General features: G+C 60.4%; 17 protein-coding genes. 10 read left to right on the top strand and 7 right to left on the bottom strand.

Annotation, left to right across the window (positions count from 1 at the left end; all coding sequences use genetic code 11):
- Positions 1-91: 91 nt before the first annotated feature.
- Together ACEN93_RS00330 and solA are read right to left on the bottom strand one after the other, a co-directional pair.
- Positions 92-952: a TIR domain-containing protein gene (locus tag ACEN93_RS00330; protein WP_414881550.1), complete on the bottom strand. Its 861-nt coding sequence runs from the start codon at positions 950-952 to the stop codon at positions 92-94.
- 227 nt (positions 953-1,179) lie between these two features.
- A complete protein-coding gene (solA, locus tag ACEN93_RS00325) occupies positions 1,180-2,343 on the bottom strand; it encodes an N-methyl-L-tryptophan oxidase (RefSeq protein WP_495610843.1) in 1,164 nt (387 codons plus the stop codon).
- A 193-nt stretch (positions 2,344-2,536) separates the two neighbouring features.
- On the opposite strand from solA, the gene ACEN93_RS00320 reads away from it, so the two are divergent.
- Entirely contained in the window at positions 2,537-3,868 is a 1,332-nt protein-coding gene (locus tag ACEN93_RS00320) for an amidohydrolase (RefSeq protein WP_495610842.1), read from the top strand.
- A 61-nt stretch (positions 3,869-3,929) separates the two neighbouring features.
- Here the strand turns inward: ACEN93_RS00320 and ACEN93_RS00315 are convergent, their stop codons facing one another.
- The 3 genes from ACEN93_RS00315 to ACEN93_RS00305 form a co-directional block, all read right to left on the bottom strand.
- Positions 3,930-4,184: a colicin E3-like toxin immunity protein gene (locus ACEN93_RS00315; protein ID WP_163974841.1), complete on the bottom strand. Its 255-nt coding sequence runs from the start codon at positions 4,182-4,184 to the stop codon at positions 3,930-3,932.
- A 7-nt stretch (positions 4,185-4,191) separates the two neighbouring features.
- Positions 4,192-5,412 carry an S-type pyocin domain-containing protein gene (locus tag ACEN93_RS00310; protein ID WP_495610841.1) on the bottom strand — a complete coding sequence of 407 codons (1,221 nt, stop codon included), beginning with the start codon at positions 5,410-5,412 and terminating at the stop codon, positions 4,192-4,194.
- Positions 5,413-5,503: 91 nt separating this feature from the next.
- Positions 5,504-6,427, bottom strand: coding sequence for a LysR family transcriptional regulator (locus tag ACEN93_RS00305; protein ID WP_495610840.1), 924 nt, complete (start codon positions 6,425-6,427; stop codon positions 5,504-5,506).
- A gap of 105 nt (positions 6,428-6,532) precedes the next feature.
- Here ACEN93_RS00305 and ACEN93_RS00300 point away from each other — a divergent pair, with 105 nt between their 5' ends.
- The 4 genes from ACEN93_RS00300 to ACEN93_RS00285 all read left to right on the top strand — a co-directional run bounded on the left by ACEN93_RS00300 (position 6,533) and on the right by ACEN93_RS00285 (position 10,370).
- Complete coding sequence (locus ACEN93_RS00300; RefSeq protein ID WP_495610839.1) at positions 6,533-8,500, top strand: alkyl/aryl-sulfatase; 1,968 nt, start codon at positions 6,533-6,535, stop codon at positions 8,498-8,500.
- A 153-nt stretch (positions 8,501-8,653) separates the two neighbouring features.
- Positions 8,654-9,292 carry a response regulator transcription factor gene (locus tag ACEN93_RS00295; protein ID WP_074690961.1) on the top strand — a complete coding sequence of 213 codons (639 nt, stop codon included), beginning with the start codon at positions 8,654-8,656 and terminating at the stop codon, positions 9,290-9,292.
- Between the two features lie 225 nt (positions 9,293-9,517).
- Entirely contained in the window at positions 9,518-9,772 is a 255-nt protein-coding gene (locus ACEN93_RS00290) for a hypothetical protein (RefSeq protein WP_039771078.1), read from the top strand.
- 82 nt (positions 9,773-9,854) lie between these two features.
- Complete coding sequence (locus tag ACEN93_RS00285; protein WP_495610838.1) at positions 9,855-10,370, top strand: hypothetical protein; 516 nt, start codon at positions 9,855-9,857, stop codon at positions 10,368-10,370.
- Positions 10,371-10,386: 16 nt separating this feature from the next.
- Here the strand turns inward: ACEN93_RS00285 and ACEN93_RS00280 are convergent, their stop codons facing one another.
- Positions 10,387-11,955: a winged helix-turn-helix domain-containing tetratricopeptide repeat protein gene (locus ACEN93_RS00280; RefSeq protein ID WP_495611531.1), complete on the bottom strand. Its 1,569-nt coding sequence runs from the start codon at positions 11,953-11,955 to the stop codon at positions 10,387-10,389.
- A gap of 251 nt (positions 11,956-12,206) precedes the next feature.
- Between ACEN93_RS00280 and ACEN93_RS00275 the strand changes: the two genes are divergently transcribed.
- From ACEN93_RS00275 to ACEN93_RS00255, 5 genes are all read left to right on the top strand, one after another.
- On the top strand, positions 12,207-12,962 hold the full coding sequence (locus ACEN93_RS00275; RefSeq protein ID WP_085649148.1) for an SDR family oxidoreductase: 756 nt from the start codon (positions 12,207-12,209) through the stop codon (positions 12,960-12,962).
- A 31-nt stretch (positions 12,963-12,993) separates the two neighbouring features.
- On the top strand, positions 12,994-13,407 hold the full coding sequence (locus ACEN93_RS00270; protein ID WP_285414100.1) for a cupin domain-containing protein: 414 nt from the start codon (positions 12,994-12,996) through the stop codon (positions 13,405-13,407).
- Between the two features lie 166 nt (positions 13,408-13,573).
- Positions 13,574-14,089, top strand: coding sequence for a GNAT family N-acetyltransferase (locus ACEN93_RS00265; RefSeq protein WP_495610837.1), 516 nt, complete (start codon positions 13,574-13,576; stop codon positions 14,087-14,089).
- 36 nt (positions 14,090-14,125) lie between these two features.
- On the top strand, positions 14,126-15,166 hold the full coding sequence (locus ACEN93_RS00260; protein ID WP_495610836.1) for a GSCFA domain-containing protein: 1,041 nt from the start codon (positions 14,126-14,128) through the stop codon (positions 15,164-15,166).
- On the top strand, positions 15,135-15,824 hold the full coding sequence (locus tag ACEN93_RS00255; protein ID WP_178076435.1) for a hypothetical protein: 690 nt from the start codon (positions 15,135-15,137) through the stop codon (positions 15,822-15,824). Before ACEN93_RS00260 ends, ACEN93_RS00255 begins: the two co-directional genes overlap by 32 nt.
- Positions 15,825-15,865: 41 nt before the next feature.
- On the opposite strand, the gene ACEN93_RS00250 is transcribed toward ACEN93_RS00255, so the two are convergent.
- Positions 15,866-16,735, bottom strand: coding sequence for a TauD/TfdA dioxygenase family protein (locus ACEN93_RS00250; protein ID WP_495610835.1), 870 nt, complete (start codon positions 16,733-16,735; stop codon positions 15,866-15,868).

Below are 16,735 nucleotides of genomic sequence, written 5' to 3'. Positions count from 1 at the left end.
TCTCGATATGCAAAAAAGTCCTAAAGCCTTACATTTGTGGGGGCTGTAGGGCTTTTTTTGACTAGTGTTCCAACGTAAGCTCAGCTATGTACTAAGTAGTGACTGATGATCGGTACGTTGTCACGATATCTACTTGGTGTGCCTCAATATACTCTAGAAGTTTTCTGTAATTTTTCAGAAGTACTGCTCTGTTCGACCAGTTATTCTCCTCATCTGCAACCTTTGGCTCCACAAAGGTTCCATTTCGGCTGAAAAAGAACTTGCTTTCTTGAATGCACATCATAGTGTGGTCCCAGTCGGCATTAAATACGGCATCAAAGCTCAGTAAGAAGTTGGAAATGAGTGTATTGAGTTCATTGTGGGCTTTGAAGCCTCCCGTCTTCTGGATTGCTAGTGACCTCGTTAGGTCTAGAATCTCATTGAGAACTTCTCGGTCGTCCCGTTTGGCTTGCTCGTCACTGTCGGGGTTCGTCGAGCGGATTATTTCGGAAACGTGCTCTTCTAGATCGGACCAGTTTTTCTCAAAAGCCTGGTTCAAAATTGACTCGTTAAGAACATTGTCAGGGTTGGCTTTGTTGAGGGCTTGAATTAATTTTTTGATCTCGGCCTTCTGAAATGGAGTGACCTGGAACTGCGTGAGGGGGCCGTTTAGATCACTGGTGCCTAAATCGATCAATACAGGGCATACCAAAGAATCATCAACCTGCTTTGATATGGCTCCTGCCTCGAACGCTAACCAAGGGCTTTTTAAGTTTTCTCGTGTAACGAAAAAAATTCCGGCAGACGATGATTCAAGCTCGGCGGCAATGTCGTGTGACCAGCGAGTGCCTTTTTCGATGTCGGTGGGGGTGTAATACGGTTCAACGGTTTGGAGGACGTGGGGTATCCAATTTTTGAAGGCCTCACCCACACGTTTGCTCATTTCGCCAGACCAGCTAATAAAAACCTTCATTTTCGTCCCATGAGGCTGTGTAGAGTTGTTCGTACATTACCCACGTAAATCTGGCTTGTCACGATGAGGAGGTGGGCAAGCTGGGGTGGGTGGTACAAAAAAGGTACATGGCTAGACGTTTAAAGCTAGCAGCGTTACTAGGCGTGGCCTAAGGAAACTATGACTAATCCATTATCGGAGCGATCTTGCGCCTGCTTCTGGCCGATAGCAGTCCCTCACGAATGTTGTCACTCCCGCTCATACCGCCCCACCGAAAACAACGAAAGATCCAGCTCACTCTCCCCCCGCAAACACCACTGCGCAAACGCCTCCCCCAGCGCCGCCGAGTGTTTGAACCCGTGCCCGGAGCACGCCGACACCACCAACGTGTGTTGCAACCGTGGATGCTCATCAATGATGAAATGCCGATCCGGCGTAACGGTGTAGGCGCAAACCGCTGACTTCACCACCCGATCCGTCAGCCCGGCAATCCGCCCCTGCACCTGCTGTTCGTACATCTCGCGCTCTTCCTCGGCCGAGACTGCGCGATTCAGAGTTTCAGGCGTGGATGTGCTGTGATACTGCGCCGTCGCCACCTTCAAACTGCCCTCCCCCGGCAACGCGGGAAAGCCATAGAAATCGTCGTCCGGTCCGTGAGTGAAGATGAACGTGGGTGAGTGGCCGACCAGTCCGGCGTCAGGCTCGGTCTCGAACCAGAACAGTTTTTGCCGATAGACGCTGAGCAGTTTGTCGAACGGTGCGCCGAGCAAGCCGCCCGCCCAGTTGCCGGCGGTGACCACCAGTTTGTTCGCCCGCACGGTGCGCTGGTCGGTGGTGACGGTGACGCCCTGTTCGTCCGAGCTGATGTGGGTCACGGTCTCGCCCTTATAGAGCGTGGCGCCGTGTTGTTCGGCCAATCTCAGTTGTACGTCGATGCAGCGCTCGGGCCGTACAAAACCGCCTTCGGGCTCGAAGTAGCCAATGGCGTCGTCGCGCACCTGGGCAAACTGCGGGAAGCGCTGGCGGATCTGGGCAGCGTCGAGGACTTCGTGTTCGATGCCGTAGGTCTGTGCCAGGGCGATGGTGCGCAGGGTGAAGTCGGTTTCGTCGCCGGGATCGAAGTCGGGGCTGGAGGTCAGCACCAGCAGGCCGGTCTGTTCGAACAGGGACTCGCCCGACAGCGCTTCCAGTTCGCGCCAGATGCGGTGGGAGTTGCGCACGATGGGCACGTATTGCGCGCCCTCGCCCACGGACAGCCGGGTGATGCGGGTGTCGCCATGGCTGGAGCCGAATGTGTGCGGCGGATGGTGGCGGTCGATGCCGACCACGTTGACCCCGGCCTTCGCCAGTTGATACACCGTGGCCGCGCCCATGGCGCCGAGGCCGATGACCAGTGCTTCGCATCGTTCCATGATTGATTTCCGCTCAGGCAAAAGAGCCACAGTGAAGCGGATCAGGCGATGGAAAACAATCCGTTGAAGGCCGCGTTCTGGCAAAAACGCAAAAATCCAAAAGCCGTGCGATTACCGGCCAGACTCGTTTGTTCCGTCTTGCATCGCGGCATACCCTCTGACGCCAATAAAAACCATAAGAGAGAGTCCCGCCTTGATCCGTTTCTGCAAAACCTCGCTGTGCCTCGCCGTTCTGTCTTCGTTTGTTGCCACTGCCAGCCATGCCGCCGATGCGCCCTGGGTCGATGGCGCCGTGAGCGCGGTCAATCAGGAAGTCATTGATCTGCGCCACACGATTCACCAGCATCCAGAGCTGGGCAATCTTGAATTCAAGACTGCCGCGCTGGTGGCTGAGCGGCTGAAGGCGTCGAACATTGAAGTGCGCACCGGGGTCGGCAAGACGGGGGTTGTGGGTGTTCTGAAAGGCGGATTGCCGGGGCCGGTGGTTGCGTTGCGCGCCGACATGGACGCACTGCCGGTCAAGGAGATGACGAACCTGCCGTTCGCCAGTCAGGCCTCCAGCACGCGGCTGGGAAAGAGCGTGCCGGTGATGCACGCCTGTGGGCACGACACCCACACCGCGATGTTGCTAGGCGCCGCGAAGGTGCTGGCCGAGCATCGGGATCAGGTACGCGGGACGGTGGTGTTTCTGTTCCAGCCGGCTGAAGAAGGCGCGGCCGATGTCGATGAATTCCAGACCGACACTTTGATTGGCGCGCAAGCGATGATCCGCGATGGCGCGCTCGATTCGCCCAAGGTCGAGGCGGTGTTCGGGGTGCATGTGATGGCGGGTTATCCGACCGGGCATCTGTTCTATAAATCCGGAACCGTGCTCAACAGCAGCGATTCGTTTCGCATCACAGTCAAGGGCCAGCAGACTCACGGCTCGGCGCCCTGGAGCGGTGTCGATCCGATTGTCGCCAGCCAAGGCATCATCAGCGGATTGCAGACGCTGGTCAGTCGGCGCATCGACCTGACCCAAGGCATGGGCGTGATCAGCGTCGGTACGATCAATGGCGGTTCGGCGGCCAACATCATTCCCGAGACCGTGGAAATGACCGGGACCATCCGCACCAACAACGCCGACATCCGCGACACGATCTTGAAAAAGATGCCGCCGCTGGTGAACAGCATCGCCAGCGCCTACGAGACCCAGGCCAATTTGCTGCTGGTGAACAATGCGCCGGTAACCACCAACGATCCGGCCCTGACCGAAGCCATGATCCCGGCTCTCGAACTGGCAGCACCGGGCAAGGTCGAGCGCCTGCCCGCCTCGCTGTCGCCGAGCGAAGACTTCTCCTACTACGCGCGCAAAGTGCCGGGGCTGTTCGTGTTCCTCGGCGCAACGCCGGAAGGCCAGGATATGAACAAGGCGCCGAACAACCACAGCCCCTACTTCACCGCCGATGACGCGACACTGGCCACCGGGGTGAAGGCGCATGTGCAGTTTGTGCTCAATTATCCGGGGCGGGGTCAGCGGGGCTGACTAATCTCATTCGCAGTTTTAGCCCCCGATCAGATGACTGATCGGGGTATTGTTTTGGTGCTTACCATTGATCACGGTAAACGAACGAAATTTGGTAGTCGTAAGAAGATGGATCAATGACATGGTTGAAATTCGGTTGAAGAATGCTCACCCAGTTTGAGAGCACGTCGAATCCGCCATTGTTTATATTATTTTCAATTGGTATGCCGAGTGATTCGATTACAGCACCGTCGTCACCGAAATCTTTCGATAATTCCTCTCCCATACCGAGCTCGGTTTCCTTGTCATACCATTCAAGTCTGGCTTTCAATCCCATAAATCCCTCACAAGTACTTTTTGATGCTTCGCTTTTTCCCTTTAGGGGGATCTAGTTGCTTACCGGTTCTATGGTCGTACGACCCCAAATGAGTACCGTCGCTCGCGCGATAGGCCTCAAGCTCTCCGTGAAGAAAGTCCCATTCATATATCGTCCTCCCTTTTGCGTCTATCCAGCGATCCCGGAGACCACCCGAGTACGGGGTTTTCTTTTTCGCTCTTCTCAATCCTGGAAACGCTGTGATTTCGTCTGTCTCAGGGGCCGGGTGGTAGGTGTGACCAGCCTTGGCTGTGCCATGGCCGCGTACATTTAAAACAATATAAATCGGCTTAACCCCGGAACTCGCCGGAAACACCAATATGAAATCCCGATACTCCGGCGGATAAACCGGATTCACCAGAATCCCCTCCGCCGCTTTCGTCGGCGGATACACCCAGATATGCGGCGCCTGCGGAGCAGCCTCCAGTGCCGGAATACCAAGAATGTCGGAACCATCCACAGCCGGCGTCCAGACCAGCTCAACACCGTCACCAAGGTCTGCAACAAACCGGCTATCGCGTGCAGCGAACTGCACAACATCAACCATCTCCCAATCGCGATTCTTGCCGGTGTAGAAGCCGTAACCCTTCAGGCTGCCATCGGCCTGCTGTTCAACGCGCAGGCGCACGCGGGTTCGGGCCTGTTTGAGGGCGAGCAACTGGTCTTCGGTATAGAGCGCGCTGTCGCCCAGGTTCGAGGGCATGAACATCGCCACCAGCCCGAGCAGCGGGCTGATGACGGCAGCAGAGGCCAGCGCGGGCAATGCCTTGAACGCCTCACCGGCAAGGGCAAAAGTGCCCAGCCCCGCAGGAATGGCAGTGCCGCTGATTTTCTTGAGTTCAATCCCACCGCTGTCATTGGCCTCACGCCCACCGAGCAAAATCAGCTCGCCGTAATCCTTCAGGCTGTCTGTCGGCACCATCCCCGACGGATTCGAGTAATCGATGATCGCGTCCGGCAGCTTGCACGACTTGGCAAACACGCAGCCCGCGCGCACCGGCTCAGGCTTGTTCGCCGCCACCTCACGGCTGCGCTCGAAGGCGTCCTGCCTCGTCAGCATGGCGTCGTACTTGTCTTGTCGTTCTTGCTGATCGGCCAGTTCGGTGGCCGTCATGTAGCGGTAGGTAACGTGATGCCCGTCGCCCGCCGGTGGGTTGGGAACCCGAGGAATGTCCTTTTGACCAGCCACTGATTGTCCTTTCGTTCATGCATCGACAGCCCCTCGCAAGGGGCTGCACGACGTTAACGAAGCAGGAAAATCGGGGCTGTAGGACGCGTCTCTAAAAACGTGGGGATTGTTCGACGTGAACGGATTGCATCTCGCCAACCACAGCCTCAATCACACACAACGCCGTCGGCGACAAGCTTCTACCCTGCAAACTCACCACCCCGATTTCAGAATGAAATCCCGGCCTGTCGACAACATGAAGCTCGATCAAACGCCCCACCCGAATGTCTTCAGCCACGGCGCCATGGATAACGCCGAGGATGGTGTCGGTTGAACCAGCAACGGTCTTGAGCAACGCCACATCATCGCACTCCAACACGATGGGCAGCGCCTGGCGGGTGGAGATGCCGAGGGTTCGGGCGGTCTCGAGTTTCACCACTTCCGGCAGGCGCGTTGTGGCGATGCCGTAGCCTTCCAGTTCGCCCATCGACACCTGGCGTCCGGCCAGCGGGTGCTCCGGTCGTACGAAAAAGCCTGCCGAGACTTGGCCCAGCGAACGGATCAGCAGATCGGATTCCGCGGTGAAGTTACGGATATCAGCAACAAAGAATTCGATCGCTTCAGCACGCAACCGCGCTTCGAGAATCTGCCAGTTGTTCACTTCAACGCGCAGGGTGACTGCCGGGTGATCCAGGCGCAGTCGCGGCACCACCTGATGCATCAACATCGCCGCCGGGAACGGGCCGACGCCGAACGCCAGGCTGCCCAGTTGGCGATCGCTGTAGAGCGCCATGTCCCGCTCCAGCGACCGGGCATCGAACAACAGCCGCCGCGCCCGCTCGATCAGAAAGGCCCCCGCCGGCGTCGGGCGGACATCGCCGGTGTCGCGATCGAACAGGCGCTGCCCGGTTTCGCTTTCCAGCGCCTGAATGCTGCGGCTCAGGGCCGGCTGGCTGAGGTGCACGCGCTCGGCCGCGCGGCCGAAATGGCGTTCATCGGCCAGCGCGAGAAGGTGTGACAGTCGTTTGAGGTCCATTCCCGCGATGCTAGCGACGCATTATCCGGATGTAAATAATGCATTGGATACATCGCTGCCCTGCCCCTAGGCTGGAGCGCATTCGACCCTCGGAGAACAACAAGAATGAAACCGACCCTTTACACGATCCTCGCCCTGACGCTGGTGTCCCTCGCCGGCTGCGACAACAAGCCCAGCATCGCAGCCGGCGACGCCACGCCCGCCACGGCCGCGCTGATCCAGGCGTCGATCAAGGGCCTGGATCTCAGCGACAACCGCGACATGGAAGATGCCCAACGCGGCTTCATCGCGCGCCCCACCGGCAAGATCCTCGGCTCCGACGGCAATGTCCTGATCGATTTCGACGCGTACCGCTTCGTCGAAGGCCAGGCGCCGGCCACCGTCAACCCGAGCCCGTGGCGGCACGCGATGCTCAACGCACAGATCGGTCTGTTCAAGGTCCGCGACGGGATTTACCAGTTGCGCGGTTTCGACATCGCCAACATGACACTGATCGACGGGCAGACCGGCTGGATCGTGGTCGACCCGCTGACCTCCCGGGAATCTGCCGCCGCAGCGCTGGCCTTCGCCCGCGAGCATCTGGGCAACAAGCCTGTCACCGCGATCATTTTCACCCACGACCATGCCGATCATTTCGGCGGTGTGCTGGGCATCACCTCGAGCAGTGAAGTGGCCCAGCGCAACATTCCCATCGTCGCGCCCGCCGGCTTCATGGAGGAAGCCACCAGTGAAAACATCCTGGCGGGCCCGGCGATGGCGCGGCGTTCGATGTATCAGTTCGGCAAGAACCTGACGCCGGGCGCCACCGGCATCGTCGACACCGGGCTGGGCAAAAACGTCGCCTACGGCAGCATGGGCATCCTGCCGCCAACGCAGATCATCGACCAGCCGATCCAGCCGCTGGAACTCGACGGCGTCAGCTTCGTATTCCACAACATGCCCGGCGCGGAAGCCCCGGCCGAGCTGACCTTTTCGATCCCCGCGCTCAAGGCATACGGCGGTGCGGAGCTGCTGACGCAGACCATGCACAACCTGCTGCCGATCCGTGGCGCCAAGGTGCGCGATGCGCTGCGCTGGTCCGACTACATGCAAATCGCCCTGGATGAGCTGGGCGACACCGAGGTCTATTTCGGTCAGCACAACTGGCCGATCTGGGGCAACGAGCGGATCCGCGAATTCATCACCAAGCACCGCGACGTCTACAAATACCTGCACGACCAGACCGTGCGCCTGATGAACGCCGGCTACATCCCCAACGAGATCGCCGACAAGATCCAGCTGCCGGATTCGCTGGCATCGTACTTCGGCACCCGTGGCTATTACGGCGACCTGCGCCACAACGTAAAAGCGATCTACCAGATGTACCTGGGCGCCTACGACGGCAACCCCGCCCACTTGAATCCGCTGGTGCCAAAGGAATCGGCAAAGCGCTACGTCGAATTGATGGGAGGTAACGCCAAGGTGGTTGAGGCCGCGCGCGTGGCCTATGACAAGGGCGAATACCGCTGGGTCGCTGAGCTGCTGGATCAGGCCGTGCTCGCCAAACCCGACGACACCGCCGCCAAGGAACTGCTGGCCCGCGCGTACGAACAGATGGGCTATCAGGCGGAATCGGCAACCTGGCGCAACAGTTACCTGACGGCGGCCATGGAGCTGCGCAACGGCCCGCCGGCCAAGGGCGTCAAACGCTCCGACCTGATCGAGCTGATGAAGCAGACGCCCACCGAACGTTTCCTCGAAGCCATGGCTGCGAGCCTCGACGGGCCGGCGGCGGATGGCAAGCACTGGACGTTCAATCTGGTGCTGACCGATACCGACGAATCGTTCGTGCTGTGGATCGAGAACGCCGTGCTGCACTATCGAAAAGGCCCGACGGCGGCGAACGCCAACGCAACGCTGACTGTCACCAAGGACCTGTTCGTCCAACTGCTGGGCGGCGCTGCCGGACTCAAGGAAACGCTAACTTCCGATGATCTGAAAGTGGATGGCAGCAAGGTCGATCTCGTGAGATTCCTGGGGTTGCTGGAAAAGGCGCCGGGGAATTTTGCGATAGTCGCCCGGGCAGGAAACTGACCCACCGAGGCCATCGATTGATCAAACTCCCGGTCGATGGCCTCTGGACGCTTACCCAAGCAAAATCCAATGAAAACCGGAGGCTCGGTCAAAGCTTTCCATTGGATTGTTCAGCATCCTGCGCAACCCGATCGCCGCGAAGCCATCCAGCGTATGGACGTAGAACTTGCACCCGAGCGAAACCCCGAATCCATCGTTTTCATCATTGATGATGACGCTCCTCTACGTGAGGCGCTTGGCAGCCTGCTGCGCTCCATCGGCCTGCGCGTCGAGCTGTTCGGATCGGTCGCCGACTTCATGCAATACCAGCGACCTGACCTGCCCAGTTGCCTGGTGCTGGATGTGCGATTGCAAGGCACCAGCGGGCTGGTCTTTCAGCAGGCGCTCGCCGACGCCAACATCCATTTGCCAATCATTTTCATGACCGGGTACGGCGACATCGCCATGACCGTTCGCGCCATGAAAGCCGGTGCCGTCGATTTCCTGGAAAAACCGTTTCGCGAGCAGGCAATGATCGACGCCGTGGTCGCCGCGCATACGCGGGACAGGTCACGCCGCGAGTGCGAACGCCGCCAAAATGAATTGCGCACACGCCATGGGACACTCACGGTCAGAGAGCAAGCGGTGATGGCGCTGGCCGTCTCGGGTCTGATAAACAAGCAGATCGCCAGTGCCATCGGCCTGAGCGAGATCACCGTGAAGATTCACCGCAGCCAGGCCATGCGCAAGATGCGCGCGCAGTCGTTTGCCGATCTGGTTCGAATGGCCGAAAGTCTGGGCATTAACCATTAGATGTATCGCCCTTATGCGGCGCGCATAGAGTTGTTTATATACGTTGGTATGACTTCTCCATACGCTGGCAGGATAAAACCAAACTTATGCAACATGGTTGATCCCTACCGCCAACAGTAAAATCCCTCCATCAAATGCGACGGCCGGCAAAGTTATTGACTTCGTGGTTTCCTCGCGCGCCGACACTTGTCGATCCACTCATTGACTCAGGGATGACTGATCAACATGTATGACTTTTTTGAAGACTCGTACCGCGTGCTGAAGTTGTCCCACGTGTTGCTGGTCGGTGGCCTGGGCATGTTGATGGTGGGGATTTTCCTGGCTTATGTGTTTGACGCTCACTTGAACTTGCCCACACTGGTCGGCGCGCACGGGATGACGATCCTCGGGCCGACCGCGATCAAGCTGGGCTACGTCATGCGCTTGATTGCGTACAACCGTATTCGCCTGGCAGCACAGGAACATGGAGTTTCCCACTAGAAGTATTCGATTGAATTCAAACCTGTCTGGTTGCAACCGGAAGTTCATTAACGAAATCCCACCACGACTCAGGATGATCACGATGAAAACTATTGGATTGGTATTACCCGTCGCCATTGTTTCAGCCACCTGGATAGTTGCCACTCATGCATTCGGCGCAAGTTGCCTGCCCGATATGCCGGTGGCGAACAGGCAGGAAACCAGTGCTCCGGATTCAGAAACTTCATCAGTGCAACAGCACCGGGCCAGAAAGGCGCCGACCCAGATTGCCGAAGGGGGTTCGGATCGGCTGATGGAGCGTCGTGTTGCCGAGGGCGGTTCGGATCGCCTGAACGAACGTCGCGTAGCCGAAGGCGGCTCAGATCGCCTGATCGAACGCCGGGTAGCCGAAGGAGGCTCAGATCGCCTGATCGAACGCCGGGTAGCCGAAGGAGGCTCAGATCGCCTGATCGAACGCCGTGTTGCCGAAGGCGGCTCCGATCGCCTGATTGAACGTCGCGTTGCCGAAGGCGGCTCCGATCGCCTGCTCGAACGCCGTGTTGCCAGCAATCAGTACGATGCCGCAATGAACATGCAAATGCATTTTTCGATGGATTGATTGGCCGGCTGAGCCATTACTCCGGCAACCCCGCCAACCGCAAACCTTCGGCAAACCGGGCAACGTCTTCAGGCCGTTGAATGGGCAGCCACGCGCGCAGGCTGGACACCCGCAACGTCGGGTCCAGCTGACGCACCCGTTCCATGGCCTGCCCGGCTTTGTCGGCCCGCCCATTGAGCGCGTGGCTCGCGGCGATCAGGGCCGCCGCTACCAGCAGACTGGGCAGGTTTCCCTGCGCTTTCTCGGCCCAGGAAACCGAACATTCGAAGCGACCGGCGAAGAAGTGCGCCAGCGCCATCCCGACCTGCATGCGAAACATTTCCGGATCCAGCGGGCTCAGGCGCACGGCGTGCTCAAGGTTAGCGATGGCGGCCTCGGTTTCGCCACCCAAGGCGCGCAGGATGCCACCCAGATACCAGGCCGGCGCCAGATTGGGGTTGAGCAATCGAGCTCGATCAAGCAGGGCGATGCCGCAGTCGACATCCCCGGTCAGATGGGCCAGGGCATGACCGCAACGGGTCAGCGCCACGGCGTCATCGCGCCCCAGTTCCACACCCATGCGCGCCAGCCGCGCACCTTCGGCGATTTCCCTGGGTCGGTCGGTCATCCAGCCGTTGAGCTTGCGCCAGAAATGGCACCACGCGGCCATGCCGTATGCCGAGGCAAATTCCGGATCCAGTTCGATTGCCCGGTAGAACAGCGCCAGAGCCTGCTCGATCGCCTCTCGGGTGCCGATGTGCAGTTTGGCCGTGCCCCGCAGGTAGTAATCGTATGCATCGAGGCTGTCGGTGGGCTTGCGCTTGGCCCGCTCGATTTCCGCTCGTTCAAGCTGCGGCGCAATGGCGCCCACTACGCTCTCGGCCACCTGATCCTGGAGTTCGAAAATATCGTCGAGCAGGCCTTCGAAGCGCTCGGCCCACAGATGCGTGCCGCTGCACGCATCAATCAACTGGCCGGTGATGCGGATCTTGTTGCCGCTCTTGCGCACGCTGCCTTCCAGCACGTAACGCACGCCCAGTTCCAGCCCAACGCCCCGCGCGTCGACCGCCCTGCCCTTGTAGGTGAAGCTGGAGTTGCGGGCGATGACAAACAGCCAACGCAGGCGCGACAGCGCGGTGATGATGTCTTCGACGATGCCGTCGGCGAAGTAGTCCTGCGCGGGGTCGCCGCTGAGATTCTGGAACGGCAGGACGGTGATCGACGGCTTTTCCGGCAGGACAAGTGTCGTGGCCACTTCGGGTATCGCAGGCGCTTCGGGCGCATTGACGGGGCTGTCGCTCAAGGTGATTTCGCCGACGAAGCGATAGCCCTTGCGCGGCACCGTACGCACCATGCGCTGCTGCTCACCGGTGTCGCCGATGGCCTTGCGCACGGCGTTGATGTGGCTGGTGATGGTTGATTCGGAAACGATTCGGCCACTCCACACGACGCTCAATAGTTCGTCCTTGCTCACCACCCGCTCACGGTTGCTGACCAGTAACAGCAACAAGTCAAAGACCTGCGGCCCGACAGTCACGACTTGCCCGCGCCAGGTCAGTTCCCGGCACTGCTGGTCGAGCACGTAGTCTTCAAACACGAATTGCACGGTGGCTGTTCTCTGGTCTGGCGCCCCCGACTCCGTGTCCGAGCGGGCGATGGTTTTGCGCTCAATCATACGGCAGACCTTGGGCCGCCGCACCGGCCTGCACAGTGGTCTACGCATCTGCCGACGGATTGGCCTGTCTGGACAAAAAACCAAGGTAAATCCAAGGTCACCACAAGGATTCATCCGAACGCCGCAGGCATGCTCAACCCACATCGACAGCAATGGTTGCCGTCGGCAAGTGGAGAGATGTCATGAAGATAGTCGTTATCGGAGGCACCGGCCTCATCGGATCGAAACTTGTGAACAATCTGCGCGAACGCGGACACGATGCCCGCGCCGCCTCGCCTAACACCGGCGTCAACAGCATTACCCGCGAAGGCCTGGCCGAAGCAATGGACGGTGCCCAGGTGGTGGTCGACGTGTCCAACGCGCCGTCGTGGGAAGACCAGGCCGTACTCGACTTCTTCGAAACCTCCACCCGCAACCTGCTTGCCGCCGAAGCCGCCGCCGGTGTTCGCCATCACGTGGCGCTGTCGATTGTCGGCAGTGAGCGCCTGCCCGCCAACGGTTACTTCCGCGCCAAGGTCGCGCAGGAGAATCTGATCAAGGCGTCCGGCATTCCGTACAGTCTGTTACGGGCCACGCAGTTCTTCGAATTTGTCGGCGGCATTGCCCAGTCCGCCACCGTCGGCGAGGAAGTGCGCCTGTCGCCGGCGCTGATCCAGCCCATGGCTTCTGACGACGTCGCTGCTGCGCTGACGGATGTGGCACTGGCAGCGCCGATCAACGGCACACAGGAAATTGCCGGCCCCGAAGCCATGCCGCTCGACGAGTTGGTCCGGCGTTTTTTCCGCGCCACCCACGACACCCGCAAAGTGATCCCGGACGTCCACGCCCGCTACTTCGGCGACGTGCTCGACGACCAGTCGCTCACCCCCGGTAGCAGCAACCCGCGCCTGGGCTCGACGCGCTTTGAAGACTGGCTGGCGCAATCGATCCAGCGCTAACCCCCCCCATCCGCTTAGAAGGAGTCTCGCCATGTTCAGCCGAATCCTGCTGGCCGCCACGTTTGCGGCCCTTTCAATCTCATCCGTCTCGGCCGCCGAGCCGCAGGCAGGCAAGGTCACCGTGGTGTTCGACCGCGCCCTGCCGAACGTTCCGGGAAAATCCATGAAGGGCGTGCTGGTGGAATACGCACCCGGTGGTTCTTCGCCGGCGCACTTTCATCCGAAGTCCGCGTTCATCTACGCCACGGTGCTTGAGGGCGCCGTGCGCAGCAAGGTAGGCGACGGGCCGGAGAAGGTCTACAAGGCCGGGGAAAACTTCATCGAACAACCGGGCGACTTCCACGCGGTGAGCGCCAATGCCAGCACCACCGAACCGTCCCGTCTGCTGGCGGTGTTCGTGCTCGACAGCAGCGAGACCGACCTGGTCAAACCGGTCAAGCCGTAACCGATCCATTCGCCGATCCACCTCCGGCAGCGTGGCTGCCGGAGAGCACCGCTAAGGGGCGCGTTCAAGGTCGGCGTTGCAAAACATGCCCGATCAAAACATTGATCTTTCGCCCCACACCCAGTAAAAAACCGTCTTCCCTTTCCGCCCTTGCAAGGAGCAGCGGATGCTCGAACTCGCCACGCAACGCCTGGATCTGCGCACGATGGTCGAATCCGACTGGCCGCTGTTCCTCAGGCTGCATTCCGAGCCGCAAACCATGCAGTACGTGTTCGGTGAAATCGCCGAGGAACAGGTGCGCAAAGGCTTCGAGCATCGGCTTCCGGCCTGGGGGCCGCAGTCGGATCACTGGTTGTGTCTGGTGGTGACCGACAGGGCCAGCGGGCAGGAACTGGGCGTGACCGGATTCCGCATCCTGTCGCCGGGGCATGCCGAGGTGGGTTGCCTGCTGTTGCCCGAACATCAGGGCAAAGGCTTTGGCACCGAGTCGCGGCAGGCGATCATCGACTATGCCACCGCCATCGGCCTGGACTCATTGGAGTCGACCGTGACCGACGGTAATATCGCGTCCTGCAAGGTTTTGGAGAAATGCGGTTTTGTATTCGAGCGCCGCGTGCCGCAGGCCTATCAGATTGGAGATCGGTGGTTTGACGACCTGATCTACCGCTATCAAATCACCTGACCCGTTTTATCAGCGACCGCCAAGGAGGCCCTCGTCGTGAATCCTTATCAATGCCTGCCACCCCGCGCTTTCTGGCGCACCGCCGTGGCTGACAAGCCCGCGCTGAACATCGATCAACTGTGGACGCCGCAGTTCGAGATCGGCAACAAGGACGCCATCGTCACCGCCGGCTCGTGTTTCGCCCAGCACATCGGCCGCGCGCTGGTGGAGCGCGGCATGAACTGGCTGGATGCGGAACCGGCCCCGGCCGAACTGCCCGCAGCCGACTGGAAGGCCCACAACTACGGGGTGTTCTCGTTCCGCACCGGCAATCTGTACACCCCGGCGATGCTGTGCCAATGGCTGGAATGGGCGCTGGGCGTGAGCCTGCCCCCCGACGAAACCTGGGCCCATGACGGGCGATTCTTCGACCCATTCCGCCCCGCCGTGGAACCCGACGGCTTTGCCAGCGAGGACGCGCTGTTCACCTCGCGCGAAGCCACCCTCGACGCCATCCGCACTGCCCTGCGCCGGGCCAAAGTCTTTGTGTTCACCCTCGGCCTGACCGAAGCTTGGCAGAACCGTCAGACCGGGCTGGTCTATCCCGTGTGCCCCGGCACAGTGCGTGGCACCTTCGATCCGCTGCGTCACCGTTTCTGCAATTTCGGCTTCATGGACACCTATGGGGACATGGTCCGGGCGCTGGAGTTGATGCGTTCGATCAACCCGCAACTGCGCCTGCTGCTCACCGTGTCACCGGTGCCCCTGACGGCGACCGCCACGGGCGAGCATGTGCTGAGCGCCACCACCTATTCCAAATCGGTCCTGCGCGCCGTCGCCGGGCAGCTGTGTGAAGACCTGCACGACGTCGACTATTTCCCCTCTTACGAAATCATCACCGGCACACCGTTCAAGGGCGCGTTCTACCAGCCCAACCAGCGCGAGGTCACGCCGGAAGGCGTGGCGTTTGTCATGCAGCAGTTTTTCGCCGGGCTCGACGCCGTTCAACCGCTGCAAACGCCGGCCAGCATTCCCTCCACCTGCGTGTCCAGCGAGGAGCTTGTCTGTGAAGACGCCGTGCTCGATTACTACGCCTAGGTTTCTGCTGCTGGGCGACTCCCATGCCGGGGTCATCGGCAAAGCCGCGCAGGCCCGCGAGCTGCCGTTCAGCGGCGGCCCGCTGGGCACCGGCCGGGATTTCGCGGTGGATTTTTTCAGCCTGACCCGCCATGACGTGCTGTTTCGGGAAGCCGAGATGGAACGTCTGTATCGCCAGGCCCTGGCGCCGTTCGAAGTGCCGCAACTGGCGAAGGTCGGGGTGCCGCTGGTGAGTACCATTGGCCTGAGCCTGCACTACCTCGCCACCGCGCCGAACTGGACCTGCTACCAGACACCGGACGGCGAATTCGACGAAGGTTTTCTCGCAGGTCCCCTGTTCGAATCCATCGTCGACACCTTGTCCAAACCTGCGCTGGCGTTCTATGAACAGGCCCGGGCGATGAACCTCAAGGTGTTCGCCGTGCTGCCGCCGCAGCGGGTGCCAGAGTTGTCCGATCCGCGGGTGTTCATGGCCGCGCAGGCGCTGCTGATCGAGCGCCTGCAAGGGCTCGGCATCGAGCTGATCGATGTGCGCGCGGCAGCGAATGATGAGCTGGGTTTTCAGCTTCCGGCGTACTGCGAAGTGGATGACCCGCTGCACGGGAATCTGGCGTTTGGCGAGTTGATCGTCGAGCAACTGCTCAAACAAGGTCTGTAAATGAGCGGTGGGAACGGCGCCCGCTCCCACCTTTTTTAGACTCAAGCCTTGGGCTGCGTCCCCAGAATCGTCACCCGCTCGCCATACCGCGAGTGCGGGAAATAATCCCAGACCGCATGGTGCTGGGTGCAGCGGTTATCCCAGAACACCAGGCTGTTCGGCGCCCAACGCACGCGACAGCTGAGGACCGGCTCCCGCGCCACCAGATCGAACAGCATGTTCAACAGCACCTGACTTTCACCGCCGGACAACTGGACGATGTGCGACGTGAACCCGGAATTGACGAACAGCGATTTGCGCCCGGTTTCCGGGTGGCGAACCACCACCGGGTGCTCGGTTTTCGGCAGGTTGGCCGGCGCCTCATAGCCCTTCCACGGAATCGCACCGTCATGGATCGCGGTCAATTCGCCGAGAAACTGCTGCATCGTCGGCGACAGCATTTCCAGCGCCAGGTGCATGTTGGCGAACAGCGTGTCGCCGCCGGTGCCGATGGCCGGGGTTTCCTTGACGTACAGCATCGAGCCCATGGACGGCGCCAGATCGGCGGTGCCGTCGGTGTGCCAGGTTTCGCCGGCCACGTAGCGCGATTGCGCATTGGCGCGGATCACCACCAGCTCCGGGTCATCACCGTCGATGTCTTCCACTGGCAGCGCCCGCAGCTCACCGAACAGCCGGCCAAACGCCTTGTGCTCGTCCACCGTCAGGTGCTGATCGCGGAACACCACCACGTGGTTTTCCAGAAAGGCCCGGCGGATTTCCGCGAGCTGCTCGTCGCTCAGCGGCTGCGAAAGATCGACGCCGCCGATCTCGGCCCCAATGATCGGCGTGATCCGCTCGACCGTGATGTGTTGATACGGCGCGCGCCGTTCGGCGGCGATGCGCTCGATTGCCTTGAGTGCCAACTGATCCAT

Source organism: Pseudomonas sp. Pseusp21, from assembly GCF_059492145.1.
This window is presented reverse-complemented; position numbering and strand designations above follow the sequence as displayed.